Source organism: Paraburkholderia aromaticivorans (genome assembly GCF_012689525.1).
Lineage (GTDB): Bacteria > Pseudomonadota > Gammaproteobacteria > Burkholderiales > Burkholderiaceae > Paraburkholderia > Paraburkholderia aromaticivorans_A.
Window position 1 is genome coordinate 3,618,245 of the sequence record NZ_CP051515.1, and the last position, 19,996, is coordinate 3,638,240.

Here is a 19,996-nt window from a genome sequence, read left to right on the forward strand (position 1 = left end):
CAGCATCTTACGGTGGCTTAGACAGGGATTACGACGTGTAACGCGGCGCGGAGTAATGGCGTGAAGGGACGCGATAGTTCGCGCAAGCCACTCGAACTGGCGCCATTGCCGTAATAAACTGTAAGCACGGTTAAGAACCCGAAACCGCCGGCGCCGTGCGATTCGATATATTTCGACGAGTGACAGGCGCGCGGGAACGCCGTCAGTCAATTGTCCTCATCGATCAGGGCCCAGCCATGTCAGACACGCCCATCCAGGTTTTACTGGTCGACGACGACGCCGACCTTCGTGACCTGCTCCGAACCTTCTTCCAGCAACGCGGCATCGAGATGTCCGTGCTGCACGACGCCAATCACCTGGCACGCCGGCTCGAACGCGAGCGGCCGTCCATCATCGTGCTCGATCTGATGATGCCGGGCATCGACGGACTCAGCGCTCTCAAGCAATTGCGCGCCAACGGCGACACGATTCCCGTGATCATGCTGACCGCGCGCGCCGACGGCGTCGATCGCGTGGTCGGGCTCGAACTCGGTGCCGACGACTATCTCGGCAAACCGTTCATGCCGCAGGAATTGCTCGCACGCATTCATGCCGTGCTGCGCCGGCATGCGCAACCGGCGCCTGCCGCAGCGGCGCCGGTCGAGAAGCGCGAAGCGCTGCGCTTCGGCCGCTTCCGGCTCGATTTCGCGAGCCGTACGCTGTTTCGCGACGACGAGCCGCTCAAGCTGACCGGCAGTGAATATGCGTTGCTTGAAGTGCTCGCCCAGCATCCGATGGAAACACTGTCGCGCTCGAAGCTCGTCGACCTGCTGCACGGCCCGTATTCGGAAGTGACCGAACGCGGTATCGACGTGCCGGTGTGGCGCCTGCGCCGTCTGCTCGAAGAGGATCCGGCCAACCCGCGCCTGATTCAGACCCTACGCGGCACCGGCTACATGTTCGTGCCTGGCGGCAGTGACGATGACCAATCCCTTTAACACGCTGTTCGGCCGGCTCTCGTTGATGACGGTGAGCCTGATCGTGCTGGTGCACATCACCGCCATGCTGCTCGTGGACCGTGAGCGCGGGCAGATCGATACGGGTCATGCGCGGCAAGCGCTGCTTCTAGCGGTCCAGGCCGAACACGACGGGGCGCTGGCCGCGTCGCACGTCTCGGCGATACTCGGCGTGTCGTATGTCAAAACGAACGACGCGATCGCGGCAGGCTGTCCCGCACCCTGTGAGAACACGTCGGGTCCGTTCGAACGGGACCTGCGCGCGAAGTTGCCGCCGGGCAGCCAGGTGGTGGCCGACGCCGATGACGGCACGGTGTGGGTGCACTACGCGGGCTATTCGGACTGGCTCAAACTGCAGAATTCGATGCTGCCGGCACGACGGTTTCTCGGCGCATCGGCAACGATGCTGGTGCTCGCCGTTATCATCGCGTTGGTCGGCGCTTGGCATTTGCAGCGGCCGTTGCATCGGCTTGCGCTTGCGGCGCGCGAATTCCGCGTCGGCCATCGCGCGCCGGTCGTCGAGGCGAGCGGTCCGCGCGAGTTGAAGGAATTGATCGGCGACTTCAATCAGATGGTGCATGAACTCGCGCAGGCCGAGCAGGAACGCGCGGTGATGCTGGCTGGCGTGGCGCACGATCTGCGCGCGCCGATCACGCGCATGCAGGTGCGCGCGGATCTGCTGCCTGACGAAGCGAACCGTCGCGGTTTCTTGCGCGATGCGGAGTCGTTGTCCCGCATCGTCACGCAGTTTCTGGATTTTGCGCGCGAGACCGCGGACACCTCGCCGCGCACTAATGTCGACGCGCATTGCCGCCGGCATTACGGCGACAGTCTCGCCGACGATGCACTCGTGCGTCTGAATCTGCACGCCGGCGACGGCTTCGAACTGCCGCTCGTCGACCTCGACCGGATTCTGACGAACCTGATCGAGAACGCGCTCACCTATGGCGAACCGCCGGTGGAAATCTCGACGTCCCGGCATAACGGCCGCTTCACGCTCGAGGTGCGCGATCATGGCAGCGGCATTCCAGGCGGCCAGCTCGACCGGGCGCTGCAACCCTTCGTGCGACTCGACGAAGCACGCAGCGGCGATGCGCACTGCGGTTTGGGTCTCGCGATCGTTCGGCGTCTGGTGCGCTATAACAGCGGCGCTTTTCACGCGGATAACGCGGCTGACGGCGGGTTCGTGGTGTCGATGACGTTTCCGGCGTAGTTGCTTGCGGATCTGCTCGCGCGGCTGCGTGGATAAATTGTTCGCGGCGTTGCCGCGCGTGAGCTCACGCGCGGCGTGTATCGGTCAGGCTTGAGCGACGTTGCCGGGAACGACGATCGCGCCATGAGGCCCATCGCCTCCGCCGGGACCGCCGCCGCCAGGCCCGCCGCCGGGGCCGCCGTGACCCTGACCGCCGCCGCCCCAACCCGGAGGCGGTCCCCACCAGCATCCGCTCAAGGTTGCGCTCAAGGCGGCCAGCGCCGCGATTGCCAATAACTTCTTCATGCTTTCTCCTTCGATGAGTCTATGGTCACGTCACGTCGTCGCTCGTGTTCGGAGTGGCGACGTTGCGTGTCATGCGCAACTTATCAACCCGCGAAAGATCATGTTTTACGAAGCCGTTACAAGCTCGGTGGTGAATGGCGGTTGACGCGAAACGCGTGTGTGGGTGTGTCGCCTTACAGCGCGGGCGACGTGGCTTTTTACAGCGTTGCGCGGGCAACGCTGACGCGTTCACGCTTTGTTTGCATATGGAAGAGGATGTAAGCAGATGGGCGGCATCGGCGTCGCGTCCATGCCCTTCAAGGTGAGGTGCCTGAGCGCTTGATGCTTCACCGTTGGCGCTATGGATAGAACTCCCTGGAAATCCTCACCTTATCTTCGGTGCGGATTCAGCGCGGCGTTGACTCACCTCCTGGAATCGCTCACCTTTTCCGGGTGATCTCCTGGAACGGCTCACCTTGACGTCTTTTGTTTGCGGCTAAAGTGCGGTTCCGGCTCCTGGGACGGCTCACCTCTCAGCAGGTTTGAGCTGTCTGTCTCCTGGAAAGCTTCACCGTTAAACGCGATGAAGTTATCTCCTGGAATTCCTCACCTTTGATCGTGGTGGCGCCATCTCCTGGAATTCCTCACCATTCATCGGTGCGGCGCTATCTCCTGGAATTCCTCACCATCCTGGAACGGCTCACCTCAACGAGCGACCCTATCGGCAAGCCAGACGACTGCTTTAACTGCGGCGTCGAGTGCTTCTTCCTTCGAAGCAAACACAGCACCCGAATAGTATTGGACCGGCGTCCAGGCCCCGCCGTCTTCAACATCGCGACGAAACTCTTCGAATCCGTACGTGCTGTCTGAACGCAGGAACAGGTCCACGCATCGGTTGTGCTCATCGTTTTCGATGCTGTCGAACACCAGCGAAGACTTGTCGATACGTGATGACATTTCGGATCTCCATTCGCAGACCGGATTCGCACTTCGCCGTTGTCGGAACTTACCCGTCGGGATGCTATCACCGCAGACGAATCCCTGTTTTCGCCTTCTAGCTGGATTTGCAAGCGCGGTTTTCGGCCACCCGCAGACCATTCGCAATCGGCCTTTCTCAGTGCCGGGATGCCCGGAAACCCGCCATGGGCCGCACTCCGCCTCATTGTTCGTTTTGCAGCAACTGTGATTTCACCCTATCGGCATAGAAAAAAGATAGACGCCAACTAAACTGCATCTTGTCAGCGGCGCGCGTCTCATCCGACTCGCGGTGCTCCTAAAAATCGCATTGGAGATTCATCATGAAAAGCAAACTTCTTGCAGCCTTGCTCGTCGCAGCCACTACCGCTTTCGCTGCCCCCGCATTTGCCAGCGGCTACGGCCCGGCGCCTTCGTATCGTCCGTCGGTCGGCGCCCCGGCTTCGCAGCGCGGCCAAAGCGCGCAAACCGTCGCAGCCGAACGCAACGACGCGGTCGGTTCGGTCAATAGTTCGTACGGTGGCGTCGCGACGTCGTCTTCGGAATCGGGTAGCCGTCAACCGGACCAGTCTTTGAGTCGCCTGTACTCAGGTCACTAATCTAAAGGTCGTCTGCATACCAAGGCTGTAGAGAGGTGTCGAAATGTCGAAGATTATCGAAGGTGTGGCGGTGCTGGGTGCGCTGATGCTGTATCTGGCGCCCGCAATGATTGCGGACGCCAGAGAACGGAAAGACGCCTTTGCGGTGACCATGGTCAACATCCTGCTCGGATGGACAGTGATCGGTTGGTTCGCGGCGCTGATCTGGGCGCGGCACCCTGTGAGCGATCGCCGGCTGAAGCAGTTCGCGAAGCGGGCGCATCGCGCGGTCGCGCGAATCACGATCGATTCAATCGTCGCCCGGGCTGAATGTCGTGGTAGCTCGATCCGGGCGTTCAACCCTCGCCTGGTGCCGATCGTTGCGCGGATTGCGGCAAGCAGTGGCCGGCGGAGCTAGTCTTCATGCTCGAACCGCTTCGTTGTCCCGCGACCTCGTAAGTTTGGCCATGGTATTGCTTGCCATTGAGCTATGAATCCTTTTGGTGGGGTCGCCAACCGCCGCACAACGGCTATTACGGGGGTTGGCGTTCCAGTTTCTGGGAAGCTGATGGCACCACGGTCGTCACAAGGAAGATTGAGGTTGCGCGCCGTGCAATGCCGCAGATGTCGCCAAGGCATGGTTACGGCCCCAGCAGGTTGTCTTCCAGTTCCAGCCCTCGTTTCTCCCGGGACTGGAGTTCGCTCCAGACGTCGTCGTTAATCCGGAAGTTGCTCGATATCCCCGAAATGAGGGGCTGATAAGATTCGCTACCATTGTCCAGATTGACCGTTGCCTGCCAGACGGGCTTACCGCCGAGCGTTCGCACTTCGAGCCGGCTCAGACTGGTTGGGACTGCGTAAAAGCCGTCCGGGAAGATCCAGGCTGCATTATTCGAAAGCAACTCCTGAATTACCTGGTTGGCGGTACCGGTTCGTTGTATGTAGTCGATATAGTCCATGAACTTGCCTTGGAATGTTTCAAGCGGCAGTCGCGTGACAAACTCCGTCGTACCCGGCGGCAACATGGAATCCGGATCCTGATCGAACTCGTACAACTGTTCGCGCGTGCCGGCCGTGCTTTGCAAATGATAGTTTTTGTTTGAGGCGGGCAGTGTGACCTTGTTGCCGCGTGGATCCGCCAACTGCCAGCTTGACCTATATCCGGCGTCGTAGTCAGTGACAAACGGTGTAGCCACAGACTTGCCAACAGTCAGGTATTTCCCGTCCTCGGCATGAACGAGATGGGACGGGTTGGTGCCGGCGTGTCGAAAAACACCGTTCAGGTTCTGTGAATCCGTGGGGATCGCGCCCACGTAGAGGTAATCGTCGTGACCAACTCGTAAGACCTTGTTGTAGTCGTTCGCAAAGTGGAAACGACCGTCCTCGCCCATTGAGAATTGCCTCGTGCTTCCCGCTGTGCTAGAGGCGTAGGACTCTGAGTAGACGTAGAGGTTGTTCTGCCCGTCGGCATAAAGTATGTACGGGTATTGTCCGCCATAAGCACGCAAGGTCGTCGGCCCGTGATAGTCCTTACCGGCTGACTGCCGGATGGCCACCCAATGGACTTTCTCCCTGGCATTGAGATAAAACTTGGCCTGTGTCAGGTTGGGGTCTTGCTTGGGGGCGACGCCGACTTGCTGTCCGTTGCGCGTAACCGGTGACGAGAACGGCTTGTAAGCGGGCTCCTGCCAGGCAGGGCTGCTCATCGGGAAGCGGGCCAACTGGGGCTGCGCTCCGGCGGTTTGCGTCCGCCCGTACACGTCCCAGCGAAACGATGGGTTGAGCGTATAGTTCGATGCCCCCCCCTTTTGTTGCAGGTCTTGCGTCCGCCACCAGCCCAATATCTGAGTATTGTCGATGTATCCCATGGCGGCGAATTCGAGGTTTTCTGGCTTGAGGGTATGTCGGCCGAGACTGGCGTCGACACTCACCATATTGGGGGACGGCGCGACAGCGTATATATAGCCATCAGCGGACTGACTGCGCTGGCGGCGGATGGCAGCCGATGGTGATCCGAATGTTCCGAGGTAGCCGGCGCTGTCCGTCTCCCCATCGTGGGATGCGATGTCGAAATTGTGCATTTGCAGGTCGACGTCCCGCAGCGGTGTATTTCCGGCGCTGAACCCGCCTCTTTTTGCGACTTCGTTCGGTGTGTCCGTCGATGGACGAAAGAGCACCCATGGATCGGTGGTCGATTGCGAATCGCTCGAACGTTTGAGCTCAACGTGCTGCACATAATCTTGAAGCGAAGGACGGTTGTCGGCCGGTGCGGCTGGCAGGTTCGCGCGTGGTGGTACGAGCGGAGCAATCGGCCCCGGGCCGCCCATTTGTTCAAGTTGGGCCAGACTGACGTCTCGTGCGGGGGGCCTGCCGCTCGACGTCACGATTCCGGCTTCGCGGGCGAACCATGTGGTCGTGGCGTGGTTGATTCCGGCGTCGGCGCTATATCCCGTAGCGTAGATGCGACGTATAGCGGCAGACAGATCCTGAAAATTATTGTACGTATAAGCCCCGAAATTGGGATCGTAAAGCTCGTAGTGATCGCGCGCAACGTCAGCATCGACATTGAGCCGCTGCACGACGATCGGGCGGCTAGGGTCTCGTCTGGACGTTCCGGCGGCCTGGGGGTTCAACGACAGATCGATGACCACGAAGTCGTTGCGCAATGGGACAGGTGCGCTGTCACTGACGTACGGTTCGCCAAAGTGTGTTGTCAGATCGCTGACGAGATCGTCTTCTGTTCGGATATTATCCGAACCGCTGTGCCGGATGTGATTCGCGAGATCGGTGGTTGAGGCCCACTGATAATACCCGTGAAAGTAATTCGAACGCTCGACGAAATTCGCGCGTATGCCCGCGTTGCTCGACAATCCGCGTAAGCTGTTCGTGGCACCGCTGAGCGTTGTCACTACTCCACCGGTGACTTGCCGTAGCACAAATGATCCCAAGCTCTCGGCCGGGCTACGGAGACCGGACCGCTCCGCGCCGCCCGGAAAGAGGGTGTCAAGCGATAGACCGTTTGAGGACGCTGCATGCTCTCGGTAGATCTGACCTTCACAGTCGGGCTCGGGCGGTCCATAACCGGCGCTCCCCTGTTGCGGCGCGAGAGCTCGCGCCGGCGTGTGATTTGCATGCGGCGTCGGTGAGTACGCTTGCAGTCTTAACGGCATGACTTGATACTCGCGCCCAGGTCTGAAAGAGGGCAGCTCGTCGAAAGGGCTGCGGATCCTGAAGGCGGAGTCCAGATATCGGTTTAACGCTTGTTCTGTATTGCCCCAGTTCGCATATTCGAATGCGCCATTGTTAGGATCGAAGATCGTGTAATGATTGTTCCGTCCCATCTGAATGAGAATTGCGTGCCCGTAGTCCTTTTTATGAGTTGGCGACTCCAGGCTCAGTTGGACGTGCGCGATGTCGTTGGGATTCCGCAGCAAACTGTGCATTTGGACGACAAAGCGGCTGATGCGGCTATCGCGCGGCTCGTTGGAGGACTTGAATGTGATCGACGGCCGCGGCGCATAGTGGCTGTAGCCAAGCGTAGTGCTGTCGATCTGGAAGCTTGCGATGCGACCGAACATGTCTCGCCGCGGGACGGAAGCACCGGCGTCCGCGCGCATGTCGTGCACAGCAGACCTTAGCGGCGACGAGGGCGGATTCGGAGATCCCGTGGTCGTTTGCTGATCGCTCCAGGCGCGATCGATCCGGCGCATGACCTCTCGAACCATTCCTCCGCATAGGCCGCGACCCGCGTCCGCGGTTTCCGGATAATCGCGTTGATCGAATCGTTCGGATGCAACGGCGTTCTGCGCCAACGCGTCGCCGCCACGATCCATGATGCATCTACTGAGAGCCGGACCCCGTTTGACCCGCGGCCCATGGTTGCCGGACTCGTCAGCGTGCTGAAGGGCGGTAGGCATGACCGAGCCGAGGTGGTTCTCGTTTCTGGCGTTGGCTTTCCCTGGTGCCGGAACGACTCCGGTGGACAACGTGCTTACGTCGCGAGCGGCACACGCGTGCTGGCCGGCGTGGAGATTTGCGCGGTAGTTCGTCATGAGGTCTGCCGGAAGAGCGATTCCAGTCCGCCTGTTCGGCTGCGCCTCGTGGGTGCCGCCCGTATCGTTGGCGGTTCGCTGCAGGTGGTTGCCTGCGTCGTCCCGGCCGCGCGCGGACCCGTTGCCGCGTGCGCCATTTGGGCTAGCGGCGTGTACGCGCCGTTGCCTGCCGCTGCCCTGAGCGGCGCCTGAACTGGACGCGGCGCTGTCGGCGTTCTGCTCATCGGTTGAGAGGTCGTTGCTGCCGATGGTGACGCAGCTTTGGTTTACGCCGGAGACGTGCATGGTCGATGCTCCCGGAAATGAAACGCTAAGGTGTATTTCGGGGATCGGGAGATCCTTGCAGAAGATCGTAGGCATGACAGTTGGTCCCCTGGTGGTATCGGGGTATGGCATGTCGGAGTGGTCATCCCGGGGTATCGGAAGCATCGCTTGTCAGGCCGTTTCCATCGGTCATCAGACGCGACATCTCAGCCAAACGGCATTCGTCCGTCGCCAGATTCCCTGCGCGCACGCCAAGCGTCCCGAGGCCGGAAGGCGATCTGTCCATGGCATGGAAGAGCGCCGTATGCCCATGCACCACGTTCCAATCGCCGCGCAAGCGCGGCGTCCGGTGAGGCAGTCGTGAAGAACCTCATGGTGTCGATCGATAAGCCTATGTCGTACGACGAAGTTATCGACGCGTGGCGCGTCGGCGCACTCGCGCTTGTTCGTATATGGAAGAGGATGCAAGAAGATTGAGTGTCGCGGTATCGCGCCGCTCCACTCCATTACAGTGGTATAAGCTGCAGGGCAAAGGATATGTCACCGTCGGTAATCACGGCGAGGACTCCCTGGAAATGCTCACCGTCGGCTCAGACAAGGTGCAGGTGCGCTTGAATCGCGGTGATCTCGCACCTCCTGGGATACCTTACTTTTTTTGCGCGACCTCCTGGAACGTCTCACCTTGCGGGCTGTCTGCCACGAGTCGCGGTGCTGTCTGAATGCCTGAAACGCCTCACTTTTACGGGATTCTCGATATCCTGCCCCGACGTGCCTTGCCTGCCGACGTTGCGGATCGCGGAAGAGAGGGTCGCCACTTATTTGTCACGAAAAGGGTCGCTTTAAAAAGTCGCAACTTATTTGTGAAGTGACAATGGGTTAGAACTTCACCTTCAACTGAAAGCCAATGGTGAACGGAAGATTATCCGATGGAATTGGTGGGATCACGATGAAGTTCGCGCCCACACGCTTGTATTCGACCATGACGATCGGCGCGACCACCGGCCCGATCGTATGGTCGCGGCCTATGCCCCAGTTGCCGTAGTTATAGCCCGAGATGATCCCGCCGATGGCCGCGATCCGCACGATGCCCCAGTGCGCGAACTCCGGCGCCCATACCCCGCCGCCGTAGTAGGAAGGCCGGCGCAACGAGTTGCGAAAGCCGCCGGCAGTCAACGCCCATTGGTTGTTGAGCCAGCATTCGACGCCAAGGCCCGGGTTGAACTGCTCGAAATGCGTGTTCGGGTCAGGGTTGATGTGATACGAACCCAGCATGGCGTCGACCCATACGCCGCCCTCGCACCAGTTGCCGGCATGCGCGGTGGACGCAGCGGCGAGGCTGGCAACGAGCGCCACTGCGGTACGCCGGATGTGCTTGTTGATCTGTCGAAAGTGCATGTCCTCTCCGCCACCGGTCGAGCGCCGGCGTCATCTATGTTCTGGGTATGCTTGTTTGCCGTCCGTCGCGCACTGTACCTCAAGCCGCACACGCGATGTTGAGGACACGCTCGGGCGCGCGAGAAGGCGTGCCCGGCAGCGCAGACACAACAGTAACGGAGAACCGATGGCAGAGCGGTGAACGCGCACCACGCGTTCGCCCGCGGAGGGTCAAAGGCCGAGATCGGACAGGCTCGGATGGTCGTCGGGGCGGCGGCCGAGGGGCCAGTGATATAGACGGTCGGCTTCGCGAATCGGCATATCGTTGATGCTCGCGTGACGGTGCGCCATCAGTCCGTGCTCGTCGAATTCCCAGTTCTCGTTGCCGTACGAGCGGAACCAGTTGTTCGAATCGTCGTGCCATTCATAGGCAAAACGCACGGCGATGCGGTTATCGGTGAACGCCCACAGTTCCTTGATCAAACGGTAATCGAGTTCTCTCGCCCATTTACGGCGCAACAAGCCGACAATCTCCGCGCGACCATTCGTGAATTCGGCGCGGTTGCGCCATACGCTATCCACCGTGTAGGCAAGCGACACGCGCTCGGGGTCGCGGGTATTCCAGCCGTCTTCTGCGGCACGCACTTTCTGGATCGCGGTTTCGCGTGTGAAGGGCGGCAGCGGCGGGCGGGTTTCAATCGAGTCGGCCATGATAGTTCCTCAGTCAGGTTGCGGTTCGCCGGGATGGCGTCGTTTGCTTGCGGGTGTGCCTGACTCGCTCGCACACTCCGCGTCGAGCAGGACTTGGGCTGCGGCTTGCGCGTCGAGTGCGGCGTCGGGCTCGCCGCTCACCAGCGCCACGGCAATGGCGCCGTCGAGCAGGATCAGCCATTGACGCGACAGGCGCGCCGCGCGACGGGTGTCGAGGTCCGACTCCGCCGCGAATGCTTCGCATTCGGTTCGCACGAACGCCAGCAGGCGCTCCTTGTGATGGCGCGCGACGATCCGGATCGGGTCGTCCGCGGAGGCAATCTCACCGGACGCATTCAGAAACGCGCAACCGTGAAAATCCTCCGACGCAAACCATTCGCGCAGCACCTCGAACATGCCGAGCAGGCGTTTGCGCGCCGTCTTGCCATGCCGTTGCGTGCCGGCGATAAACCAGTTCATCCAGCGTTCGTCGCGCCGGTCGAGCGCGGCCGCCACGAGCGCGTCTTTCGATTCGAAATGCGTGTAAAAGCTTTTGCGCGCCGTGCCGGACTGCTTGACGATCGCGTCCACGCCGGTTGCGTGAATGCCGCCGGCGTAGATCAGCGCCTCAGCCGCATCCAGCAGCCGCTCGCGCGCGCTGCCCGGGGCGACTGATTCAGTGTGAGTTTCGGTATCCATGCGCGAAGAGTAGAACGATCATTCTACCTCGTCAAGTCTTTTGCGTTTTTGCAGGTGGGAGGCGCGAACTGCTATCTTGAGCACGATCGGTCAACGGGAACGAACTTCATGAGCACACTGACTCTCCGCGCCACCTTCGTGCGCGCCTTGCTCAGCGCAACACTACTGACGGCGGTCGCCTGCACGCCCGTGCAAGTGCTCACGCATACGGTCAGCCAGAATGAAACACGCGTGCCGCCCGGACACTACGAAATCGATCCGGATCACTGCAGCATCACCTTCGACATCGATCACTTCAAGTATTCGCGCTTCACGGCGCGCTTCGATCGCAAGACGGGAGAACTTGACTGGAACGAAGGCGGTCTGGACAAGAGCACGGCATCGGTGACGGTCGACGCCGCTAGCATCGATACAAATGTGCCGTTGCTCGACAAGATGGTGAAGAGCGGCAATATGCTCGACGTGGAGCGCTATCCGGAGATTCGCTTCGTTAGCACGCGTTTTGAGCGCACCGGTGAATCGCGCGGCACGTTGACTGGCGATCTGACGATTCGCGGCGTCACGCAACCGGTCACGCTCGACGTCACCTTCAACGGATTTGCCCCCGATCCGCTCACGAAAAACGACACGCTTGGCTTTTCCGCCGAGGGTCATTTCAGTCGCGCGAAGTTCGGCCTGGCGACGTGGTATCCGGCCGTCGGCGATGATATTCATGTGCGCATTCAGGCCGAGTTCGTTAAAACGCCCGCAGGCGGGTGAGCGCGGTGCGGGCGTTTTGAACAAAGCGTTTTGCGCTGTGTGCGCGCTGCTACGATTGCGCGCGTCAGAGCAGGTTCGTGCGTTAACTCACGCGGCCGTCCAGTCGAGAATCACCTTGCCGCTCTCGCCGGAGAGCATCGTGGCGAACGCTTCCTGATAGTCGTCAACCTTGAAATGGTGCGTGAGGATCGGCGAGAGATCCAGGCCGCTTTGCAGCATCGCGACCATCTTGTACCAGGTCTCGAACATCTCGCGCCCATAAATGCCCTTGATTTCGAGGCCTTTAAAGATCACCTGGGTCCAGTCGATCGCGGTCTGCGCGGGCGGAATGCCGAGCAGCGCAATCTTGCCGCCGTGGTTCATCGCTTCGAGCATGCTGGTGAAGGCGCTCGGCACACCTGACATTTCCAGCCCGACGTCGAAACCCTCCGTCATGTGCAGGTCCGCCATCACGTCGCGCAACGATTCGCGCGAGACGTTGACCGCGCGCGTCGCGCCCATTTTGCGCGCGAGTTCAAGGCGATAGTCGTTGACGTCGGTGATCACGACATTGCGCGCGCCCACGTGTTTCGCGATCGCCACGGCCATGATGCCGATGGGTCCGGCGCCGGTAATCAACACGTCTTCGCCGACCAGATTGAACGACAGCGCGGTATGCGTGGCGTTGCCGAACGGATCGAAAATCGCAGCGAGGTCGTCGGAAATCTCGGGCGGAATCTTGAATGCGTTGAATGCCGGAATCACCAGATACTCGGCAAACGCGCCTTCACGATTCACGCCGACGCCCACGGTATTGCGGCACAAATGCCGGCGGCCCGCGCGACAATTGCGGCAGAAGCCGCACGTGATATGTCCTTCGCCCGACACGCGATCGCCGATCGCAAAGCCGCGCACTTCCTGGCCCATTTCGACGATTTCACCCACGTATTCGTGGCCGACATGCATCGGTACGGGAATCGTTTTTTGCGCCCAGTCATCCCACTTCCAGATGTGAATATCGGTGCCGCAAATCGCGGTGCGCGTGATGCGGATCATCACGTCGTTATGGCCGACTTCGGGTTTCTTGACGTCCGTGAGCGTGAGGCCCGGAGCGCGTTCGAGTTTTGCCAATGCTTTCATGTGCGCCTCCGGATTAAATGACGCCGAGTTCACGGCCGACGCGCGCGAATGCATCCACCGCGCGGTCGATCTGTTCGGGCGTGTGGGCGGCGCTCATCTGCGTGCGAATGCGCGCGCGGCCTTTTGGCACGACCGGGAACGAGAAGCCGATCACGTACACGCCTTCTTTCAACAGTGCGTCGGCCATTTTCGAAGCGAGTTGCGCGTCGCCGAGCATGACCGGAATGATCGGATGTTCGCCAGGAACGAGCGTGAAGCCGAGCGCGCTCATCTTGCTGCGGAAATGCGCGCCGTTTTCGCGCACACGTGCGCGCAGTTGTGCGCCTTCATCGCTTGCCAGCAATTCGAGCACTTTCAGCGAAGCGGCGGCAATGCTCGGCGTCAGCGTGTTCGAGAACAGATAGGGACGTGAGCGCTGCCGGAGCAACTCCACAACCTCCTTGCGCGCGGCCACGTAGCCGCCCGATGCGCCGCCCAGCGCTTTACCCAGCGTGCCGGTAATGATGTCGACGCGCGACAGCACGCCACAATGTTCCGGCGTGCCGCGCCCGTGTTCGCCGACAAAGCCCACCGCGTGCGAATCGTCCACCATCACGAGCGCGCCGTAACGGTCGGCCAGATCGCAGATGCCGGCAAGGTTGGCGATGATGCCGTCCATGGAAAACACGCCGTCGGTCGCGATCAGTTTGAAGCGCGCGCCGGCGGCCTCCGCTTCGACCAGTTTTGCTTCGAGATCGGCGAGATCGTTGTTCTTGTAGCGAAAGCGCTTCGCCTTCGAAAGCCGCACGCCGTCGATGATGCTCGCGTGATTCAGTTCGTCGCTGATGATCGCGTCGTTTTCGTCGAGCAGGGTTTCGAACAGGCCGCCGTTTGCATCGAAGCAACTGGAGTAGAGGATGCAATCGTCCGTTTGCAAAAACGCGGCGAGCGCGTTTTCCAGATCCTTATGCACGGTTTGCGTGCCGCAGATGAAACGTACCGACGCCATGCCGAAGCCGTCGTTGTCGAGGCCTTGCTTGGCGGCGTCGATCAGCCGGGCGTCGCCGGCGAGACCGAGGTAGTTGTTCGCGCAGAAGTTCAGCACGCCGGTACCGTTAGCCAGTCGAATCTCGGCCGATTGCGGGCTGGCGATCACGCGCTCGTTCTTGTAAAAGCCGTCAGCGCGAATCTGATCGAGGGTGCCGCGCAGATGGGCGAGGTAAAGGTCACGCATGAACCAGACTCCTGAAAAGGGTAATAGCGCCCGTGTCAGCGTGTTCGGCAGGTGCGACCACGAGGCGGCCTGTTATAGTCGGCTGTCAGTTTTATCGGATATTTTCGTTTTTCCGAACTAAAATCCGGTATGTCGAACAACTCTAAACGATGGGTCAAGAAATGGCAAGTTCGGGTATCCGCCGCGCCGCGGCCAACGCGGCGCCCACTTCAGGCGCAACGTCGGTGCCGGCAGTTGCGGCGCCGCCGCGCGTCGGCGAGCAGATTCAGCGTTTGCGCGCCGAACGGCGCATGACGCTCGACGATCTGTCGCGCGCGGCCGGCGTGTCGAAATCGATGCTCTCGGAGATCGAGCGCGACAAGGCCAATCCGACGATCGCGGTCGCCTGGCGTCTGACCAACGCGCTCGGCGTCAGCCTCGATTCGCTGTTCGCGCCGCAAAAGACGCCGGAAGCGATCGCCGTCTCCGGTCCGCACGAGATTCCCACCTTGAGCGGGCACGACGCCAAGTATCAGTTACGCGTGTGGGGGCCGATCGAGCTGGCCGGCAAGTTCGAATGGTACGAGTTGACGCTGCAGCCGGGCGGGGCGCTGGTGTCGAACGCGCACGAACCCGGCACGCGCGAGCATCTGACCGTGCTGCAAGGATCGATCGAAATCGAGGCGGCCGGCACGACGAAACGGCTGAAGGCAGCGGACACCGCGCGCTACGTCGCCGACGAGCCGCACGCGATCCGCAACGCCGGCAAGGGCGAGGCGAAGGCGCTGCTAGTGGTGATTCACGGCTGATCTTTCGGCGCACCGTGGCTAGCAGTTGGCGGAATCGGCACTTCGGCCGAGGTTGCATCCAACACTGTATATTTGTACAGTACGGGGTATCGACTGGAGCCGATCATGAACAACCTGACAACCGACTCGACCGACCACGCTCTGGCCGCGCTGCGCTATCAAACCGCGGCGCGCGATCTCGAACGGATCGTGCGCAATATTGCTGCGCGCTACATCGTGCAGCAGGTGCCGCTCACCTGGCGTTTGCTGCATGCCATCGAAGCCGAAGCGCTGGCGGACCTCGGCTTCGCCAGCCGGCACGACGCGGTGATGCTGGGTCTTTTTCAGCGGCCGTCCGATCTGCCCTATCCGGAATCGGACGAGGCGGTGGATTTCGGCACGTCCACGGCACTGCCGGCAGTGTTTGCGTTCGCGGTCAGTGCCTATGAAGAGGCGGCACGTCGCGCTGCGCAACCGTCGTCGGAGAACGCGCCTCTCAAACGCGCGCGCGCTTGGGGCGACTGACTGAGGGCTGCATTTCCAGCGGTTGCCACCTACAATGTGTGCAACTAACAGAAAGATAGCTTATGTCACCTCCTCATCTGACCGACCCGGTCCCACGTCCCGCGCCGTCCACGGATCTCTTCGATCGGCAACGTGAAGACTGGCGTCGCGATCCGCAAATCGCTTTCGACGCATGGCTTGCCAAACAGCATTTCCGCCGTTCCTCCGCTGAAGTCTACCAGGCGCAATGGGGGCTTTTTCTCGAATGGCTGAGTCTGCGCCAGAAAAGCCTGGTCACGGTCGATGCTCACGCGATTGCTGAGTTTGTCGCTGGTCTCGACGTCAAAAAGACCCAACGTGCGCGGTATTTACGGCTGATCGAACGGGTGCTGGATCATGTGCGCGAAATCGAATCCGCTTCGACCAATCCAGCACGCTTCATTGCTCAGGATGGCGAAGCAGCGTGGCGAAACGCGCGCGATAACGAGCCGACCGGCTTTCTCAGCCACGCCGAACGAACCGCGCTGATCGCGCATCTGTTTTCGGCGTTACCGGCCTTATCTGCGGCGCAACGGTGGAGGGAGCGGCGCGACCGCGCTTTGATCGCTGTATTTTTAGGCGGCGGATTGAAGACGGGCGAGGCCGCTGCGCTTACGGTTAGTTGCGTGAATGCCGGAACGCCCTGGGTGACGATCGAGTCAGCCAACCCAATGCTCACACGGCGCACCCGGCTCGCGCCTTTCGCTGCGGCCATTCTCGACGCGTGGCTTGCGGAACGGCGGTTGTCGGAATTGGCCGGCAATCTCGTTTTCCCCGCATCGCCTTCCGGAAGGCCCATGCATAAAGCCACCATGCTGCGTGCGGTCGACGCCTTGATCGACGGAGCCGGGATCGCCGAGTCGCGAGCGTCGCGAGCCAGTCCGCAAACATTGCGGAATACGTTTGCGGCGGATCTGTTCGAGAGTGGAGTCGAGGCGGAACTGGTCGGACAATGGCTGGGATTTGTGCAGGCGGTGTCGGCGAACCGTCTATATCGCGCGTGGCAAAACTGGATGGATCAGCAGGATTCTCCCGCCGCCGACGTTCCGGATCCCGCGGTTCCGCCCTTGCCCGCACCTAGACGCGACGGGCGTTTGACGAGGAAAAGGGGAGCCGGCGAGTCCTGAAATTCCTCACCTTTCGAGTCCCGAATTTCCTCACCTTTGCCGATTTATCCGCTATGGCACCGCGTCAAACGTCATGCCGACGCCGCAATCGGGTCGCTCGACAGAAACCGGCTAACCGCCTCCAGCCTTGATTCGCCGAGTCCCGACGAGTGATCGCACTCCGGACATTGCAGTTCGAAACGGTGATTGACTTGCGACAGTTCCGGCTCACCTTCCTCACATTTTGGACACCGCAGTGGGAGGGCGACGTGACCATCCGCCGCCGTGCCGATCGCCCTTAATTCGTCGCCCGTCAAGCGGTCGGCTTCGACTAGCGAGCAGAGCAGAGTCGCGATCGCCGGATCGATTCCTTGCTGACCGCGCAGGACGGCGACTTCTTTCGCGAGCGCGTCCACTTCATCCGATTGCTCGCGCAGTTGGGCGTCGAGCCGGTCGCCGCGCGCCTTGGCCGCGGCGATTTGCTGAATAAACTCAAATTCCTTGCGGCTCGCGTCGCGCACCCCGGACTGATAAGTGGCCGCCATGCTGCGCAAGGAATCAAGTTCGACCAGCATCGGCTTGACGCGCCGCTCGGCTTCGGCGACGGCGTCCTTGATCTGCTGCGCATAGTGTTCAGTGCTTTGGCGCAATTCGACGTGCAACGCGTCGATCCGGTCCCGCAGCGTCGCATTTTTCGCAAATTCGTTGTCGAGCCGTTGGCGAAGCGCCTCGTTTTCGTGATCGAGCCGGCGCACCGTTGTCTGTAAGCCTTCCTGGTGAGCATTTCCGTGTGTGGTCGCGCTCGACAACTCGGCTTCGAGCGCGCGAACACGTTCCCAAGCCGCCTCGGCTCGCAATTCGCTGCGTTTGATCGCGTCTTCCGATGCCTGCTGGCGAATTTCTGCTTCTCGAGCGCGTTGGTCAGCGGCGGTGATTTGGGCACGAATTTCTCCGCGCTCGTCGTCGAGCGTGGTGCGCGCATGCGCAACGGCTTCTTCGAAAAGTGCGCCCAGCAATTCGCCGGCACGGTCCTCAAGTGCTTTCGGGATAGCGCCGGCGCCGACTTTCACACGCGACACATTTCGGATGCGTTCCCAGAAGTGGTCGATGTCCTTTGGAATGTCGCTCGCGCTGCCGGTCTGGGTCAGATCACGAACCGCGGCCATGGACGGGCGAATTCCAAGATCAAAAAACAGCCGCTTGCATGCGTGCAGCGAAAGTTCTTGTCGCCGTGCCCCGTTGGCTCGCAGCACTTCAAGCTCGTCTCGAATGAATTGCCGTTCCTGGTCCAGATTCATGTATACCTCGATGTCGCTCGAATTGGATGAATCATAACAATTTACGTATTGTTTGCTACGTATTTGTTGGTCCAAGGTGTGAATTGGAGAAAAGGCCTATTTTGCTATCAGACGTGGGTCGACGGATTTGTGCTAGCTGGTTTTTTCCGTGAAACAAAACGAAGAATAGCCAATAAGGTCTTGTAAAGAAAGAGCTTTTAAAGCTTCTACGACGATCGTGCACTGTTTCACGACCGCTTCATGTTGGCTACTTGGGTTGAAGTCTTTGTCCGAAGGACGCGCGGGGGAATTCTAGAGAGTAATAAAAGTAAACACCTTTGAACCCATGTTAAAAACGTTAACGCCACGGCAAAGCCTTGTCTGGCAAGGGTTCCAGCCCGGTAAGGTGAAGCTTTGCGGGAGAGGTGGTGAGGTCTTGCGGGAATGTCGAGTGATGAGGTTCGGGAGCCTCGGTGAGCGGGTCCGGGACAGAACGTGAGCGGGTTCAGGAACCACCCCAAAAGTGCGGCCTGACCAAAGGTGAGATTTTGCGGGACTTGAATGCCGTGGATCGCCCGGCAGCGCTTGAAAGTCAGTTCGAGGCCCGGCCAGCGCGAAGGTGAGCGCTTTCGGGATGTGTTCGCCTGCCCATTTTCGGCTCTATTTTGGGCTCGTTAACCCCATTGGTGAGCCAAGTCAGGAGAAAACGCGAACCGAAGGTGAGGCTTTACGGGGCGGAGGTGGCATTTTTGCCTTATTTCTGTGCATTCCGGTGCTTAAGGTGAGGGTTTTCGGGAGCGAGGCGGGGTTTCGGCCTGAATACCGGAGTCGACGCTGGTGAGTCGGTCGATTGCTGCTATCCAAAGGTGAGGAAATTCGGGAGGGCGGGTTTTGTACCGTCTGCCGTCCGTGAAATGCACCTGGTTTGGGTCAAAGGTGAGGTTTTTCAGGAGGCGTTTGGGCGCTTGACGATCGTTAAGGTGAGGAAATACGGGACCAAAATGGCTTCCATCGCCCGGAAAAGGCCTGCTCACGCTGCCAAAGTCGTTTGCGTTTTACGGTCGCAGAAATCGAACGGTGAGATTTTTCAGGACCCTGGTGGCTGTGATCAGAAATGCCAGATTTCACTGAAATGCGCCTTGAGGTGAGATTTTTCGGGAGTGTTCCCGGTTGGCGTAGCTAGAATGAAAACAGCTAAGATGTTGAAATGATTGGGTATTTTTGTTGTGATTCGCAAAGGTGAGGTTTTTCGGGGGCTCGGTATTGAGGTGGTTGGGGACCGTCAGATGCCGCTATGGTGAGGTTTTTCGGGACGGTTTTTCGGTGCTTTTGGAGCACAACACGTCTGGATGCCGCGTCGTTCCGAGCGCTACGCTAGCCTTAAGGTGAGGTTTTTCGGGGGCCATCAGAGGGGTGAGCCGAGCCCATCGGCTCAAGACCCCTTGGTCGCGCACCGTCTGTCGCCGTTGAACAAGTGGTAGTTGCATCGATGCACGAAACTCAGGTGGCGTCGATCCGGGCTGGGCACACGGTTGGAAAGCTCGCGACGCCTGCAGAGAGATCGGTTGTGGGGCTGCATCGCGTGTGCGTGGGTCGCTGCGTGCGGGGCGGCCGAAAGAACGCGGGGTGGGGCTTGTAGCTGTGCTCAGCACGCTCTTCGCACGGCGCCGCACGTGTACGGGGCGTTGCTCGTCAAGGTGGCGGCGATTCGACAGTTCGCATGTCACCGTCTCACCATCGCGCGGGGCCGCGCCTGCCCTCCAGCCAAATAATGCTTAAAACTTGTTCATCGCTTTGATCGACCGTAAGAGCACCCAGTCCGCAGCCGCACACCCATCAAAATTCACCAAGTTTTTTTGAGGTGAGAAGATTCGGGACTGAATGGCCTACGTTCGCGCCTGCAGCATAAATGGTCCGAATTTGCCAAGCCCGCGACCTGCAAGGACGGCCCGAACCTGGCGCGAAATGGTTGAGGTGAGGGTTTTCGGGAGTTGTTCGAGGTGAGTTGCGCCTCGTAAACTCGCTTCACCCGCAACGGTGAGATGTACGCTATAGACGCGTATCACCGCAGCCGGTATGCTCTCGCCAAATCCCTCCCCGACCAGACG

At 60.3% G+C, this 19,996-nt stretch carries 17 protein-coding genes; 8 read left to right on the plus strand and 9 right to left on the minus strand.

All coding sequences use genetic code 11. The features are described from left to right. Positions 1–236: 236 nt before the first annotated feature. The gene (locus HF916_RS27945; RefSeq protein WP_168791955.1) at positions 237–977 is read left to right on the plus strand and encodes a response regulator; all 741 of its coding nucleotides are present in this window, start codon (positions 237–239) and stop codon (positions 975–977) included. Continuing rightward, positions 961–2,208 carry an ATP-binding protein gene (locus HF916_RS27950; RefSeq protein WP_168791956.1) on the plus strand — a complete coding sequence of 416 codons (1,248 nt, stop codon included), beginning with the start codon at positions 961–963 and terminating at the stop codon, positions 2,206–2,208. The genes HF916_RS27945 and HF916_RS27950 overlap by 17 nt, the downstream gene beginning before the upstream one ends. 84 nt (positions 2,209–2,292) lie before the next feature. Here the strand turns inward: HF916_RS27950 and HF916_RS27955 are convergent, their stop codons facing one another. Both HF916_RS27955 and HF916_RS27960 read right to left on the minus strand, forming a co-directional pair. Beyond that, complete coding sequence (locus HF916_RS27955) at positions 2,293–2,493, minus strand: hypothetical protein (RefSeq protein WP_168791957.1); 201 nt, start codon at positions 2,491–2,493, stop codon at positions 2,293–2,295. A 684-nt stretch (positions 2,494–3,177) separates the two neighbouring features. Continuing rightward, on the minus strand, positions 3,178–3,429 hold the full coding sequence (locus HF916_RS27960) for a hypothetical protein (protein WP_168791958.1): 252 nt from the start codon (positions 3,427–3,429) through the stop codon (positions 3,178–3,180). Between the two features lie 341 nt (positions 3,430–3,770). Here HF916_RS27960 and HF916_RS27965 point away from each other — a divergent pair, with 341 nt between their 5' ends. Both HF916_RS27965 and HF916_RS27970 read left to right on the plus strand, forming a co-directional pair. After that, entirely contained in the window at positions 3,771–4,046 is a 276-nt protein-coding gene (locus tag HF916_RS27965; RefSeq protein WP_168791959.1) for a hypothetical protein, read from the plus strand. Positions 4,047–4,089: 43 nt separating this feature from the next. Beyond that, the gene (locus HF916_RS27970) at positions 4,090–4,443 is read left to right on the plus strand and encodes a superinfection immunity protein (protein WP_168791960.1); all 354 of its coding nucleotides are present in this window, start codon (positions 4,090–4,092) and stop codon (positions 4,441–4,443) included. A gap of 223 nt (positions 4,444–4,666) precedes the next feature. Here the strand turns inward: HF916_RS27970 and HF916_RS27975 are convergent, their stop codons facing one another. The 4 genes from HF916_RS27975 to HF916_RS27990 all read right to left on the minus strand — a co-directional run bounded on the left by HF916_RS27975 (position 4,667) and on the right by HF916_RS27990 (position 11,104). Next, entirely contained in the window at positions 4,667–8,362 is a 3,696-nt protein-coding gene (locus HF916_RS27975; RefSeq protein ID WP_168791961.1) for an enterotoxin A family protein, read from the minus strand. Between the two features lie 855 nt (positions 8,363–9,217). Then, the gene (locus tag HF916_RS27980; protein ID WP_168791962.1) at positions 9,218–9,736 is read right to left on the minus strand and encodes a hypothetical protein; all 519 of its coding nucleotides are present in this window, start codon (positions 9,734–9,736) and stop codon (positions 9,218–9,220) included. Positions 9,737–9,946: 210 nt separating this feature from the next. Continuing rightward, a complete protein-coding gene (locus tag HF916_RS27985) occupies positions 9,947–10,426 on the minus strand; it encodes a DUF1348 family protein (protein WP_168791963.1) in 480 nt (159 codons plus the stop codon). 9 nt (positions 10,427–10,435) lie between these two features. After that, positions 10,436–11,104 (minus strand): TetR/AcrR family transcriptional regulator, encoded by a 669-nt coding sequence (locus HF916_RS27990; protein WP_240975518.1) that lies wholly within the window; start codon positions 11,102–11,104, stop codon positions 10,436–10,438. A 108-nt stretch (positions 11,105–11,212) separates the two neighbouring features. Between HF916_RS27990 and HF916_RS27995 the strand changes: the two genes are divergently transcribed. Beyond that, on the plus strand, positions 11,213–11,863 hold the full coding sequence (locus HF916_RS27995; protein WP_168791964.1) for a YceI family protein: 651 nt from the start codon (positions 11,213–11,215) through the stop codon (positions 11,861–11,863). Between the two features lie 87 nt (positions 11,864–11,950). Here the strand turns inward: HF916_RS27995 and tdh are convergent, their stop codons facing one another. Both tdh and HF916_RS28005 read right to left on the minus strand, forming a co-directional pair. After that, positions 11,951–12,982, minus strand: coding sequence for an L-threonine 3-dehydrogenase (gene tdh, locus HF916_RS28000; RefSeq protein ID WP_012428787.1), 1,032 nt, complete (start codon positions 12,980–12,982; stop codon positions 11,951–11,953). A gap of 13 nt (positions 12,983–12,995) precedes the next feature. Next, entirely contained in the window at positions 12,996–14,195 is a 1,200-nt protein-coding gene (locus HF916_RS28005) for a glycine C-acetyltransferase (RefSeq protein WP_168791965.1), read from the minus strand. 149 nt (positions 14,196–14,344) lie between these two features. On the opposite strand from HF916_RS28005, the gene HF916_RS28010 reads away from it, so the two are divergent. The 3 genes from HF916_RS28010 (at position 14,345) to HF916_RS28020 (ending at position 16,632) form a co-directional block, all read left to right on the plus strand. Beyond that, a complete protein-coding gene (locus HF916_RS28010) occupies positions 14,345–14,983 on the plus strand; it encodes a helix-turn-helix domain-containing protein (protein WP_168791966.1) in 639 nt (212 codons plus the stop codon). Positions 14,984–15,088: 105 nt separating this feature from the next. Further along, on the plus strand, positions 15,089–15,487 hold the full coding sequence (locus HF916_RS28015) for a DUF2471 family protein (RefSeq protein WP_168791967.1): 399 nt from the start codon (positions 15,089–15,091) through the stop codon (positions 15,485–15,487). 62 nt (positions 15,488–15,549) lie between these two features. After that, positions 15,550–16,632, plus strand: a complete 1,083-nt coding sequence (locus HF916_RS28020; protein ID WP_168791968.1) for a tyrosine-type recombinase/integrase — start codon at positions 15,550–15,552, stop codon at positions 16,630–16,632. 71 nt (positions 16,633–16,703) lie between these two features. Here HF916_RS28020 and HF916_RS28025 read toward each other — a convergent pair whose 3' ends face one another. Continuing rightward, positions 16,704–17,909 (minus strand): DNA-binding protein, encoded by a 1,206-nt coding sequence (locus HF916_RS28025; RefSeq protein WP_168791969.1) that lies wholly within the window; start codon positions 17,907–17,909, stop codon positions 16,704–16,706. Between the last annotated feature and the right edge of the window lie 2,087 nt (positions 17,910–19,996).